The following is a 12,898-nucleotide window of genomic DNA, read 5'->3' as shown; positions in this document are numbered from 1 at the left end:
CGTTCATGACCTGCGTTCATGACCTGCGTTCATGACCTGCGGGCCGCCGCGGGCGCGGTGCGGCGACCCCTGGCCTGCGCGGTCCTGCGCAGGTCCGCCAGCACCGCCTGGGCGGCCCGCCGCCCGGAGACCAGCGCGCCCTGCTGGGAGCCGGTGTCCCGGTGGTCGCCGCACACGTAGCGCCGGGCGCCGAGTCCCAGCGCCTCCAGCCGCACCGGGCGGCGCAGCGGCATCGGGGGCGGCATCGCGGGCAGGGCCGCCTCGATCGCGTAGGTGGCGATGTGCTCCCACGACGAGGTGTCGCCGTAGATCTCGGTGAGCCTGGCCCGCACCCATGGCTCGTCCTGGTCGCCCAGGACGCCGAGGACCGAGGTGGCGATGAGGGCGCGGCCGTCGGCGGAGTACTCGGGCGCCGCGTCGGTGACCACGATCGTGTCGGCGATCACGCCCTGTGCGTCCACGATCAGGGTGGGCTCGCACAGGGGCGAGAACGGGGCGGCGTGGTAGAAGGTCGTCACCGGCCGCATCGCGGGCGCCGGCAGCCCGGGCACCAGCCGCGCGGCCGTGGGCGGGTCGACCGCCACCACCACGGCCGCCCCCGCGACCTCGCCTCCGCCGTCGAGGGCAACGCCCTCGGGGGTCAGCGCGCGCACCGGCGTCTCCAGCGAGATCGCGCCCTCGGGCAGGCGGTCGGCGAGCTGCGCGGGAATGCGCTGCATGCCGAGGGCGGGAACGCCGATCCTGCCGCGGGAGAACGACCGCCACAGGAGGTGGAAGATCCGGCTGGAGGTTTCCAGCTCGCGTTCCAGCACGACCCCCGCGAGGAGGGGACGGAACAGGTTCTCGACGATCTCGGGGGACGCGCCCCAGCGCCGCAGCTCGGCGAGGGTGGTGCGCTCTGCCCGGCCGCGCCGCCGTACGAGGGAGCCGGGCAGCAGCAGGTCGCGGGTGGTCAGCGCGACGAGGACCGCCTTGTCCACCGGGGTGCCGACCCGCGCGAGCAGGGCGCTGAGCGCGTGCCGGGGGTGCCGCCACGGCAGCTCGACACGCTCCCGCCGGCCGTCCCGGAAGATCATCGCTCCGTTGGTGAACCGCCGCAGGTCCAGCGCGCCGATGTCGAGGACCCGGGCGGCCTCGGGATAGCTGGTGTTGAAGATCTGGTACCCCCGGTCGAGCCGGAAGCCGTCCACCACGTCGGTGCGGATCCGGCCGCCCACGGCGTCGGACGCCTCCAGGACCCGGACCGCCACGCCCGCCTCGCGCAGGCGCCACGCGCAGGCCAGGCCGGCGAGCCCGGCGCCGACGACGATCACCTCGGCTGGCTGTGGCATCAGCGTTCCCCCTCCGCCGTACGGCTCCTTCAGAGATTTCGCGCCGGACCATGGCCGCGGATGCAGCGGCGCCCATACGAGGGGAAGAGATCAGCCCTGTGATCGTTCACAAATCTGGACGGCATGCGGAGATCTGAAAATTTCAGTGATCGGCTTCATGGCGCCCCGCGCAGGTGGAACACCCGCACCCGCGCTCACCAGCCGGGGATCCGCCTGCCGGCACGCATCCGATGATTGCGCTCACATCGCCGATCAGGAGCTGATTGACCACGTCGCCGGTTTCGCGTTGTGATGGCGCACCCCGGCACCTCCCGCATGACCCCGTGTGAACCGCCGCGGCCGGGCCGACCCCCGGAGGTCCCGCTTCCGACAAGCCCGATCACTCGTCCCCGCGCCCCGCCTCCCGGGCGCAGTCACGGCTCCGCCGTCGGTCCCCCATCGGCACCCCCCTTGGAGTTTGGATGACCACACGACGAAGATCCGCTCTGCTCGCCGGCGTGGCCTCGGCCGCCTCGCTCGCGGCGGCCGCGATCCTGCCCGTCCCGCCCGCCTCGGCGGCGGCCGGCTGCCGGGTCGACTACCAGGTGACCAACCAGTGGCAGGGCGGCTTCGGCACCGCCGTCACCATCACCAACCTCGGTGACGCGGTCAACGGATGGACCCTCACCTGGACGTACACGGCGGGTCAGACCATCACGCAGGCGTGGAACACCACGGTCACCCAGAACGGCGGGCAGGTCAGCGCGAAGGACGCCGGCTACAACGCGGTCATCCCCACGGGCGGCACGACGTCGTTCGGCTTCAACGCCTCGTGGAACGACTCGTCGAACCCCGCGCCCGCGAGCTTCGCGCTCAACGGCACCACCTGCACCGGCGCGGTCACGAGCAGCCCGAGCCCCTCTCCCAGCGCGTCCCCCAGCCCCTCTCCCAGCGCGTCGCCCAGTGTCTCGCCCAGTGCGAGCCCGTCTCCCAGCCCGTCCCCGAGCCCCTCTCCCAGCCCCACGATCATCCCGGCGGGCGCGCGGCAGATGGAGGACCTCGACCGGGGCGTGATCAGCGTGCGGTCGGGCAGCGGCAACCTGGTCTCCTGGCGGCTGCTCGGCACCGAGAACATCGGCACCGGGTTCAACGTCTACCGGGGTTCCACGAGGCTCAACTCCTCGCCGATCACCACCTCCACCAACTACTTCGACTCCGGGGCCGCCGCCGACGCGACGTACACCGTGCGGGCCGTGGTGAACGGCGCCGAGCAGGACGCGTCGGGGACGTCGCTGCGCCTGGCCAACGGTTACCTCGACGTGCCGATCCAGCCGCCGTCCGGCGGCACCACCCCCGACGGGGTCGGCTACACCTACAGCGCCAACGACGCGAGCGTGGGCGACCTCGACGGCGACGGGCAGTACGAGTTCGTGCTGAAGTGGGACCCGTCCAACGCCAAGGACAACTCCCAGTCGGGCTACACCGGCAACGTGTTCGTCGACGCGTACCGGCTCAACGGCACCCGCATGTGGCGGATAGACCTCGGGCGCAACATCCGCGCCGGAGCCCACTACACGCAGTTCCAGGTGTACGACTACGACGGCGACGGCAGGGCCGAGGTGGCCATGAAGACCGCCGACGGCACCAGGGACGGCGCGGGGAGTGTCATCGGCAGTTCCTCGGCCGACTACCGGAACTCCTCCGGCTACGTCCTGTCCGGCCCTGAGTATCTGACGATGTTCAACGGCCAGACCGGCGCGGCCATGTCGACCGTGAACTATGACCCGCCGCGCGGGACGGTCTCCTCCTGGGGCGACAACTACGGCAACCGGGTGGACCGCTTCCTCGCCGCCACGGCCTACCTCGACGGCGCCCGCCCGTCCCTGGTCATGTCCCGCGGCTACTACACCCGTACGGTCATCGCGGCGTGGGACTTCCGCAACGGCTCGCTGACCAAGCGGTGGACGTTCGACTCCAACTCCGCCGGCAGCCAGTACACCGGCCAGGGCAACCACAACCTGGCCGTCGCCGACGTGGACGCCGACGGCAGGGACGAGATCGTCTTCGGCGCGATGGCGATCAACGACAACGGCTCGGCGCTGTGGAACACCCGCAACGGCCACGGCGACGCCATGCACGTCGGCGACCTCGATCCGGCACGCTCGGGCCTGGAGGTGTTCAAGATCTCCGAGGACACCAGCAAGCCCGCGGCGTGGATGGCCGACGCGCGCACCGGCTCGATCATCTGGAGCAACGCCTCCTGCGGCTGCGACAACGGGCGCGGCGTCTCCGGCGACGTCTGGTCCGGCAGCCCGGGCGCCGAGTCGTGGTCGTCGGCCGTCAGCGGCATCTACAACACCAGGGGTCAGAACGTCGGGCGCAAGCCCGGCTCGGCGAACTTCCTCGTGTGGTGGGACGCCGACCCCGTACGCGAACTGCTCGACGGCACCCACATCGACAAGTACGGCACCGGCGGCGACACCCGGCTGCTGACGGCGAGCGGAGTGCACTCCAACAACGGCACCAAGTCCACCCCCTCGCTGTCGGCCGACCTGTTCGGCGACTGGCGCGAGGAGGTCGTCTGGCCGACGAGCGACAACACCGCCCTGCGGATCTACAGCACGACCGCGACGACAAACCGGCAGATCCACACGCTCATGCACGACCCGGTGTACCGCCTCGCGATCGCCTGGCAGAACACCGCCTACAACCAGCCACCCCACACCGGTTTCTTCCTCGGGGACGGCATGGCGACGCCCGCCAGGCCGAACATCTACCTGAGGTGATCCTGGCGGCGGCCGCGGGCGCACCTGGCGGGGCCCGCGGCCGCCGTCACGCCGGTCGAACCGGTCACTCCGGACCCGCCCGGTTCCTCAGCCGACGGGCTCCGCGAGGCGCAGACCGAGCTGGCTGTACACCTCCAGCTGGTCGAAGTACTCCCGATGCGTCTTGATCTTGCCGTCCTCGATGAAGGACGCGCAGGTGCCGCGGAAGGTCACCGGACGACCCGTCGCCGCCAGCTCCCGTCCGTCCGGCAGCAGGAGAGGCCCGAGGTGCGTGCCCGTGACCGTCCACTCCACCATCAAGGGAGTGTGGCACGTGACGGCTTCGTACCACGCCACCAGATGGAAGTCGGGGAAGCTCTTGAAGACCTGCTCGTACATCCACCCGATCTGCTCGTGTCCCTCCGCCACACCGAAGGGCGAGACGAGCACGGCGTCCGGAGCGAACGTCTCCAGCACGGCTTCCAGATCGTGCTCGTTGAGCGCGTCGGTCAGCTGCCGTTTCACCTGCCATGGATCGGACATGACGAACGTCCTTCGATGGTCGGTATTCCACGCAACACCAACGCTAGCCAGTGGCCGGTCAGGCTCCGCCCACGATTGCACCGCCGGAGCACCACGAGCGGGTGCCGGTTCCCACAGGGTCTCGCGGTCTCCGCACGAAGGCCGCGCGGCGTCCCGCTGACCGCGCGCCGAGCCCTCCAGACCCGCGTCAACCGCGTGACCTGCGCCTTTGTGGGTAGGTCAGTCACTACGGAGGGGCGAGGGGGTGGCGGCATGCGATCGTCGATCAGTCTCGGCCGTGTGGGCGGGGTCCCGGTCGGGCTCAACATCAGCGTCATCGTGATTGTCGCGATCCTGGTGGTCGGGCTCGCCTTCGGCCGGTTCCCCATCGCGTTTCCCGGCCTGCCGGTCGTGGCGTACGTGCTGGCCGCCCTGGTGTCGGCCGTGCTCTTCCTGGCCTCGCTGCTCGCGCACGAACTGGCCCACGCGTTCGTCGCCAGGCGGCATGGCGTCGAGGTGTCGGGGATCACCCTGTGGCTGCTCGGCGGGGTGGCCGAACTGCGCGGCGAGCCCCGCTCCCCCGGCGCCGACCTCAAGATCGCCGGGGTGGGGCCGCTGACCAGCGTCGTGTGCGCCGGTGTCTTCGCCTTCCTGGCCTGGGCGCTCTCCCTCGCCGGGGCCCCGCCCCTGGCCGGCGGGATGTTCGGCTACCTGGCCGCGGTGAACGTGCTGCTGGCCGTGTTCAACCTGGTGCCGGCCGCGCCGCTGGACGGCGGCCGGGTGCTGCGCGCCTTCCTGTGGGCCCGCTGGGGCGACCGCATGCGGGCCGCCGTCGCCGCCGCCCGGGCCGGCCGGGTCTTCGGGTACACGCTGATCGCGCTGGGCTTCCTCAACCTCGTCTCCGGGCTCAGCCTCCAGGGCTTCTGGCTCGCCCTGATCGGGCTGTTCCTGGTGAACGCGGCGACCGCGGAGGAGCAGCAGACGCAGATCGACGCCGCGCTCCACGGGCTCACGGTGGGCGAGGTCATGTCGCGCGATCCCGTCGTCGCCCACCCCGGCGAGACGGTGGCCGGTCTGATCGACCGGCTCGTGCTGCGCCACCACCTGTCCACCTATCCGCTGGTCGACGACGAGGGCCGGTTCACGGGGCTGGTCACGCTGGGCCGCATCCGGGGCGTGCCGCCGGACGGCCGGGCGGCCACCCGGTTGCGGGACATCGCGTGCCCGCTCTCGGACGTGCCCTCCGCGCACCCCGGCGACCAGCTCACCGAACTGCTCCAGCGGATGAGCGGCTGCGCGGACGGCCGGGCCGTGGTGCTCGGCGACGACGGCCGCCTCGTCGGCCTGGTGACCCCCACCGACATCAGCCGGACCATCCAGACGGTGGATCTGCGGGCGCGTGAGCCGTACCGGACGCCGCGCGGCGCCGACCTCGCCCCGCCGCCACCTGGAGGCCCCGCTCCCCGCGACCCCGCTCCCGGAGGCGCGGCTCCGACGGCCGGTCGGCGCGACGCGGCCTGAACGCCACGCCCGCACGCCTCCGGGTCAGTCGTCCGCGGGCTCCTCGACGTCGTCGGGCGAGTCCGCGCCGGGGGCGTGCCAGTCGCCGGATCCTCCTCCCGGCTCCGCGCTGGGCTCCGCGTCGGCCGACTGCGCCAGCGGCGGCAGCCGCTCGGGGATCAGGTCCCGCCCCTCGTTGTCGTTCGGCATGGCGTCCTCCTCGTGCCGCGCGCCTCCGTCACGGCCGTACCCCTCCGCCGGGCGGACATTCGGCCGGTCCGCGAGGAACGGCCGCAGTAGCCGAAAACAGACCCCCAAGCCGTGTCGAAAAGGTGACCACGGGTAGGCGGACCGTGCGACCGGATCAGACAAAGCGGTCGTAATAAGTAGAGGCAGGCTCACAAGGGGGTGGGGTATGACGATCGTCGACGACACGGCGGTCGACCGACGGCGACTGCGGTTCGAGCGGGACGCGCTGCCGTACATCGACCAGATATACGCCGGCGCGCTACGGCTCGCCCGCAACCCCGCCGACGCGGAAGACCTGGTGCAGGACGTGTTCATGCGGGCCTTCAGCAACTTCCACCAGTTCCGCGAGGGCACGAACCTGCGGGCATGGCTGTACCGCATCCTGACCAACACCTACATCAACACCTACCGCAGGCAGCAGCGGCAGCCGCATCGGGCCGCCACCGAGGACGTCGAGGACTGGCAACTCGCCGACGCGGCCTCGCACACCTCGTCGGGGCTCAAGTCCGCCGAGGTGGAGGCCCTGGAAGGGCTGCCGGACTCCCGGGTCAAGCAGGCGCTGCAGGAACTGCCCGAGGAGTTCCGGCTGGCTGTCTACCTCGCCGACGTGGAGGGCTTCGCCTACAAGGAGATCGCCCAGATCATGAACGTCCCCATCGGCACGGTGATGTCGCGGCTGCATCGGGGACGCAAGCAGCTACGGGTCAAGCTGCGCGACTACGCCGCCGAACTCGGTCTCACGCCGACGGGCGCCGCGGCGCGCGAGGGGGCCTGAAGACCGGGCTCAGGCGTCCTCGCGCTCGGGATTCTCCAGCCGGAAGAAGTTGCTCGGGCTGCCGTCCCTGCGGTGCTCCTGGTAGATGAAGTTGAGCTTGCGTTCCTCGAACGTCGTGAACCACTCGTCCCAGGAGATCTCCTCCAGGTCGCCGCCGCCGTAGCCCGGGAAGTCGAACCGGAGCACCCCGGGACGGCCCTCGTGCTCGGTGCCGGGGACGGTGGCCGGTTTGGCGCCGCGTTCCTCGGCCCACCGCTTGATGGCCTCGTGGTCGGTCGTGATCAGGCTGCGGCCCGGGCGCTCCTCGTGCTCGTCCGGGGCGCCGATCTCCTGCTCGTACTTGTGCTCGCCGGTGACCGGATGATGCTGCTCGGACATGTCGCCACCTCCCCGGTCCCCTTACCCCGCGCCACCCGCCTTATCCTGCGGCTCCGCCCCGCCCCGTGCCCGGCAGCAGCACCCAGGCGGCGGACTCCTCCCCCGGCGCGTACGCCGAGTCGAGGCGCCTGCCCACGACGCCGGGCAGGCCCTGCTCGGCCGCGGCCCGCCGTACGGCGTGCACCTCTCCCGGCCACGAGGGGGCCGTCTGCCAGCGGGGCCCGTTCACCGCGAGGCTCTCCAGGCCCGCGCGGCGGCGCTCGAACGGCTCGCCGAGCAGCGACCGCCCGTCGTCGTAGAGCAGGTCGTAGGCGACGTAGACGGGAGTGCCCGCGACCGTGACGATCTCGCCGTCGAGGACCACCGCCCTGCTGCCGAACGACTCGGCCATCGGGCGCAGCCAGCGGTGCTCCCCGGTGACGTCCGCGCCGCCGGCGTCCCGCAGGGTGAGCCTGCCGCCCGTCACGTACGCGAGCGCCCGCGCCCCTCCCCACCAGAACTCCCAGGCGTACGCCTCGGGATCGCGTGGCGCGCGGGCGCGCGTCACGGGGGTCATCGGCGCGAGCGAGCCGGGCGGCGGCTCCCACCGCCCGGCCGACGGGTCCATCCGGTGGATCATCCAGTCGCGGCCGCGGGTCCGGAACAGCACGTAGCGGCCCGACACCCGCGAGCCGCTCAGCACGATCTTGACCTCGCGGTCGCTCCACTTCTCCGTCGCGTAGTGACCGCGGTCCCAGATGGTCATCGTGCCGCCGCCGTACTCGCCTCTGGGGATCTCGCCCTCGAACTCGGCGTACTCGATGGGGTGGTCCTCCGTGTGCACGGCGAGGTGGTTGGTCGCCGGGTCGGGCGGAAGTCCCTTGGGGATCGCCCAGGAGACGAGCACCCCGCCCCGCTCCAGGCGCAGGTCCCAGTGCAGGGATCGGGCATGGTGCTCCTGGACGACGAACGTGTCGTCATCACCCCGCGGCAGCGGCCCCTCGGCGGGGACGGGCTCGCTCGTGCGCGACGCGTCGCGCTTGGCCCGGTAGGTCTCGAGTTTGTCCGCCATTCTCGTGCTCCTACCCAGCGGCGCGGCGGACCGTGAGCGACAACCGTGTCACCTTATGGCGACATGTCCGGTTAAGAACTTCGTGACCATGTGGTAATTCCCCCTGACTATCGTCGGTCGGCATGAGTTCAGCGATCAGGCTGACCGCGGGCGCCGGTGTCGTGGCCCTCGGTCTCCTACTGCCCGGCACGCCCGCCACAGCGGCCCCGAGCCACTCGGTCACGATCACCGTCATGGCCAGCTCCGACATCCACGGAAACGCGCTCAACTGGGACTACTACAAGAACGCCGAGTACGACGACAGCGCGCACAACGACGTGGGCCTGGCGAAGATCTCGACGATGGTCTCGCGGATCCGGGCCGACCGCGGCCCGGACCACACCCTGCTGTTCGACTCCGGTGACACCCTCCAGGGCACGCCGCTGGACTACTACTACGCCAAGATCGAGCCGATCACCTCCACCGGCGAGATCCACCCCATGGCGAAGGCCATGAACGCCATCGGGTACGACGCGGTGACGCTCGGCAACCACGAGTTCAACTACGGCCTGCCGCTGCTCGGCGCGTGGGTCAAGCAGATGAAGGCGCCTGTCCTCGGCGCGAACGCCGTCTCGGCCACGACCGGCCTGCCGGCCTACGAGCCGTACGTCATCAAGACCATGAAGGTGAAGGGCGAAAAGCCGATCAAGGTGGGCGTCCTCGGCCTCACCAACCCCGGCGTCGCCATCTGGGACAAGGCGAACGTCGACGGGAAGCTGAAGTTCCTCGACCTCGTCGAGACCGCCGAGAAGTGGGTGCCGGTCATCCGCGGCCTCGGCGCCGACGTGGTCATGGTCACCGCCCACGCCGGGGACAACGGGCTGTCGTCGTACGGCTCCGACCTGCCGGTGGAGAACGCCGCCGCCATGGTCGCCGAGCAGGTGCCGGGCATCGACGCCGTCCTGTTCGGCCACGCGCACAACGACGTGCCGCAGCGCTTCGTCACCAACAAGGTCACCGGGCAGCAGGTGCTGCTGACCGAGCCGGGCAGGTGGGGCCAGCGCCTCAGCGTCGTCGACTTCACGCTCGACAAGCAGCGCGGCAAGTGGGTGGTCACCGGCAAGTCGTCCACCACGCTCAACACCAACACGGTGGCCGAGGACCCGAAGATCGTCACGCTCATGAAGAAGCAGCACGACAAGACCGTCGGCTACGTCAACCAGGTCATCGCCCAGTCGAAGGAGCAGTTGTCGGCGGCCGAGTCGCCGTACAAGGACACCCCGATCCTCGACTACATCCAGAAGGTCCAGACCGACCTGGTGAGCAAGGCCGTCGCCGGCACCCCCGAGGCCTCGCTGCCGGTGCTGTCCATCGCCGCGCCGTTCAGCCGCACCGCCGTCTTCCCCGCCGGCCCGGTCAGCGTCCGCGACATGGCGGGACTGTACGTCTACGACAACACGCTGCTCGGCGTCACGATGACCGGCGCCCAGATCAAGGACTACCTGGAGTACTCGGCGAAGTACTTCACCCAGGTCGCCCCCGGCGCGCCGATCGACCTCGGCACGCTCACCAACGCCGGCGGCACGCCCGACTACAACTACGACCAGTTCTCGGGGGTGTCGTACGACATCGACATCTCCAAGCCGGTCGGGCAGCGCGTCGTCGGCCTGTCCTACCAGGGCACGCCGGTCGCCGCTGACCAGCGGTTCGTCGTGGCGATCAACAACTACCGCCAGTCGGGCGGCGGCGGCTTCCCGCACGTCACGACCGCCCCGGTGGTCTACAACGCCCAGGTGGAGATCCGCCAGGCGCTGATCGAGTACGCCGCCGCGAACGGCACGATCGACCCGGCGACGTTCGCCGAGCCGAACTGGAAGCTCGTCCGCGACGGCGTCCCCGTCTTCGACTGACGAGTGGGGGTGGCCCGCGTCCCGGGCCACCCCCTTCCGCTGAGCGAACGTACTCACCCGAACCGGGTGATCGCGCTCATGCCCGCACGCCGATCCGGAGGCGACACTGACGTGTCACAACGCCGATGGAAAGGATGACCGTGAGCAGAAGCGGGATCGTCTTACTCACGATCGTCACCACGATCGCGGGGATCGTCCTCGTCTACGTGGTGGACGTGCCATTGCCGGTGGTCGTCTCGCTGGGCTTCGGGGCGCTGTGCCTGCTCTGGCTGATCGTGCTCCTGACGGTGCCGTGGAACCTGTACTTCCAGGCCCACTCCCTGATCCACGAGATCCGCGTCAGCCGCGAGCGCGGCGTGGCCGTCTCGCCGGAACGCGAGACGGAGGCCCACCGCATCGCGGTGCGCATGCGCCGGGCCGCCGTCGCCGCCCACCTGGTGTCGGCGGCCCTGCTCGCGGCCGTCACCTACTTCTCCGGTGAGACCGTCGGCTACTACTTCGCCGTCTTCTACCTGCTCGGCACGTTCTTCCGGCCGGCCGGGGCCTGGTTCTCCCACCTGCGCAGCCGGATGACCACGATGCTGGAAGAGGTCCGTTATCCCCGCGAGGACGTCGTCACGCTGGCCGGGCGCGTCGAGGCACTGGAGGCGCGGGCCGAGGAGTCCGAGGCCCGGACCGCCGAACTGGCCGAGCGCCTCGACTCCCTCACAGCGGAGACGCGCGCCGGGTTCCACACGGCCACGGCCACGGGGGACGCCCTCGACCGCCGGCTCGACGCCATGGGCAGGACGTTCGAAGACTCCCTGAGCCGCCTCACCGACAACCAGGAGGTCCTGTCGGGCATCAAGGCGTTCCTCCGCCTGATCAGATCAGAGACGGCGTAGTCGCGAGATTTTCGCGCCGGTCCTGTAATCGGAGACCTCGAACCGGAACTACTGGGCATGGACGACCCCGAAGAACGCTTCACCGAGCTGTACGACCGGCATTACCGGAACGTGCTCGGCTACGCGCTGCTCCGCGCCGAACGGCAGTCGGCCGAGGACATCGCGAGCGAGACGTTCCTGATCGCCTGGCGACGGCTCGCCCAGGTGCCGGAGCACCCTCTGCCATGGCTCCTCGTCGTGGCCCGCAACCTGCTGCGCAAGCAGCGCCATCTGGAACTGCGGCCGCTGCGGCTCACCTTGTCGGCCCCGGAGGGGGACGTGGCCGACCAGGTCGGCGAGCGGCAGGCGGCGCTCGACGCCCTCGCCCGTCTGTCCGGCGCCGACGCGGAGGCCCTGATCCTCACGAGCTGGTACGGTCTCGGCCCGGCCGAGGCCGCGAAGGTCGTCGGATGCTCCGCACGGACGTTCGCCGTCCGTCTCCACCGTGCCCGCCGGCGTCTGGCGGACATGCTCAACTCCTCTCAGACGGTCCTTCAGGAGCAGCTGCGATGAACACCGACGAACTGGTCCGCGCCCTGCGGCCCGACGACCTGCTCGACGACGCCTACCACCGCCGCCGCGGGGCCGACCTCACGCGGATCCTCACCGACCCTCCCTCCCGCCGTCCCTCACCCGTACGGGCCCGGCTGCTGCTCGGGGGCGCGGCGGCCGCCGTGTCCGCCGCGCTGGCGGTCCCGGTCCTCGTGTCCGGTGCCACAGGGCCGATCGTGGCGGGCGGACCGGCCGGCAGCGGCGTCGCGTCCGCCCCGGCGGACCGGGTGGCTCCCGTCGTGACACTCGACGCGCGGTCGTTCCTCCTGGCGGGGGCCGACAACGCCGCCCGCGCGGACGTGAAGGCGGGCCGATACTGGTACAGCCGCGAGCGGTCCTACGAGCCGCAGCCGTCCGGCGAGGTGCTCGTCTCCTCCACCGAGACCTGGTACGACGGCGAGACCGGCCGGGGAAGGACCACGAGCGGCCTGGACGCGGAGGTCGTCGCGGGCGGGGCCACCGCCAAGGCCAAGCCGACGCCCCGCACCCGCGATTTCCGGATCAAGCTGCTGACCGGCGTCGGCGGCGAGAGCCTGTCCCAGGACGACCTCTGGCGGCTGCCCCGGCAGGCCGAGGACCTGCGCCGCTGGCTGGAAGCCCGTCGGCGGGGCGAGCCCTCCGTGGACTTCACGTTCTCGATGACGAGGCTGGTGCTGTCCGGCCCGACCACTCCGGCCACCCGGGCCGCCATGCTGCGCGTCCTCGCGGACCAGCCGGGCCTGCGGCTGGAACGTGGTGTGGCCGACCCGATCGGCCGCCCCGGCGCCGCGGTCGTGTCCGCCGACGGCGCCAACCGGCTGATCGTCGACGAGTCGGGCGCGCGCCTGCTGGCGGAGGAGTACACCGGCCCGGACCGGGAGGAAGAGCGCGTCGGGCGTGGCGTCCGCGTCGGCGCTCGCACTGGCGAGAAGACCGTGTACGAGTCGTCCGGCTGGGTCGAGAAGATCGGCGAACGGCCGTAACCGCTACGGGCCCGTGCCGTCC

12 protein-coding genes are annotated in these 12,898 nt (G+C 71.2%); 7 read left to right on the top strand and 5 right to left on the bottom strand.

Going from position 1 to position 12,898, the window contains the following annotated elements; all coding sequences use genetic code 11:
• Nucleotides 1-29: 29 nt before the first annotated feature.
• Nucleotides 30-1,331, bottom strand: coding sequence for an FAD-dependent oxidoreductase (locus HHX31_RS11590; RefSeq protein ID WP_169948015.1), 1,302 nt, complete (start codon nt 1,329-1,331; stop codon nt 30-32).
• Between the two features lie 461 nt (nt 1,332-1,792).
• On the opposite strand from HHX31_RS11590, the gene HHX31_RS11585 reads away from it, so the two are divergent.
• Nucleotides 1,793-4,096 carry a cellulose binding domain-containing protein gene (locus tag HHX31_RS11585; protein WP_169948013.1) on the top strand — a complete coding sequence of 768 codons (2,304 nt, stop codon included), beginning with the start codon at nt 1,793-1,795 and terminating at the stop codon, nt 4,094-4,096.
• An 87-nt stretch (nt 4,097-4,183) separates the two neighbouring features.
• On the opposite strand, the gene HHX31_RS11580 is transcribed toward HHX31_RS11585, so the two are convergent.
• Nucleotides 4,184-4,618, bottom strand: coding sequence for an ester cyclase (locus tag HHX31_RS11580; RefSeq protein WP_169948011.1), 435 nt, complete (start codon nt 4,616-4,618; stop codon nt 4,184-4,186).
• A gap of 252 nt (nt 4,619-4,870) precedes the next feature.
• Here HHX31_RS11580 and HHX31_RS11575 point away from each other — a divergent pair, with 252 nt between their 5' ends.
• Nucleotides 4,871-6,118 (top strand): site-2 protease family protein, encoded by a 1,248-nt coding sequence (locus HHX31_RS11575; protein WP_169948009.1) that lies wholly within the window; start codon nt 4,871-4,873, stop codon nt 6,116-6,118.
• A gap of 24 nt (nt 6,119-6,142) precedes the next feature.
• Here the strand turns inward: HHX31_RS11575 and HHX31_RS11570 are convergent, their stop codons facing one another.
• A complete protein-coding gene (locus tag HHX31_RS11570; RefSeq protein ID WP_169948007.1) occupies nt 6,143-6,307 on the bottom strand; it encodes a hypothetical protein in 165 nt (54 codons plus the stop codon).
• A gap of 205 nt (nt 6,308-6,512) precedes the next feature.
• Here HHX31_RS11570 and HHX31_RS11565 point away from each other — a divergent pair, with 205 nt between their 5' ends.
• On the top strand, nt 6,513-7,121 hold the full coding sequence (locus HHX31_RS11565) for a sigma-70 family RNA polymerase sigma factor (RefSeq protein ID WP_169948005.1): 609 nt from the start codon (nt 6,513-6,515) through the stop codon (nt 7,119-7,121).
• Between the two features lie 9 nt (nt 7,122-7,130).
• Here the strand turns inward: HHX31_RS11565 and HHX31_RS11560 are convergent, their stop codons facing one another.
• A complete protein-coding gene (locus tag HHX31_RS11560) occupies nt 7,131-7,499 on the bottom strand; it encodes a hypothetical protein (RefSeq protein WP_169948003.1) in 369 nt (122 codons plus the stop codon).
• 40 nt (nt 7,500-7,539) lie between these two features.
• Nucleotides 7,540-8,550, bottom strand: a complete 1,011-nt coding sequence (locus HHX31_RS11555) for a DNA polymerase ligase N-terminal domain-containing protein (RefSeq protein ID WP_169948001.1) — start codon at nt 8,548-8,550, stop codon at nt 7,540-7,542.
• Between the two features lie 122 nt (nt 8,551-8,672).
• On the opposite strand from HHX31_RS11555, the gene HHX31_RS11550 reads away from it, so the two are divergent.
• The 4 genes from HHX31_RS11550 to HHX31_RS11535 all read left to right on the top strand — a co-directional run bounded on the left by HHX31_RS11550 (nt 8,673) and on the right by HHX31_RS11535 (nt 12,876).
• The gene (locus HHX31_RS11550) at nt 8,673-10,439 is read left to right on the top strand and encodes a bifunctional UDP-sugar hydrolase/5'-nucleotidase (RefSeq protein ID WP_169947999.1); all 1,767 of its coding nucleotides are present in this window, start codon (nt 8,673-8,675) and stop codon (nt 10,437-10,439) included.
• Nucleotides 10,440-10,579: 140 nt separating this feature from the next.
• Nucleotides 10,580-11,323, top strand: a complete 744-nt coding sequence (locus HHX31_RS11545; protein ID WP_211589565.1) for a hypothetical protein — start codon at nt 10,580-10,582, stop codon at nt 11,321-11,323.
• Between the two features lie 57 nt (nt 11,324-11,380).
• Nucleotides 11,381-11,875 carry an RNA polymerase sigma factor gene (locus HHX31_RS11540; protein ID WP_169947995.1) on the top strand — a complete coding sequence of 165 codons (495 nt, stop codon included), beginning with the start codon at nt 11,381-11,383 and terminating at the stop codon, nt 11,873-11,875.
• The gene (locus HHX31_RS11535) at nt 11,872-12,876 is read left to right on the top strand and encodes a CU044_5270 family protein (RefSeq protein ID WP_169947993.1); all 1,005 of its coding nucleotides are present in this window, start codon (nt 11,872-11,874) and stop codon (nt 12,874-12,876) included. Before HHX31_RS11540 ends, HHX31_RS11535 begins: the two co-directional genes overlap by 4 nt.
• Nucleotides 12,877-12,898: the final 22 nt, after the last annotated feature.

It is taken from the genome of Microbispora sp. H11081 (assembly GCF_012999535.1).
Taxonomy (GTDB): domain Bacteria; phylum Actinomycetota; class Actinomycetes; order Streptosporangiales; family Streptosporangiaceae; genus Microbispora.
The sequence above is the reverse complement of the archived record's forward strand: the minus strand, read 5'-3'. Positions and strand labels throughout refer to the sequence as shown.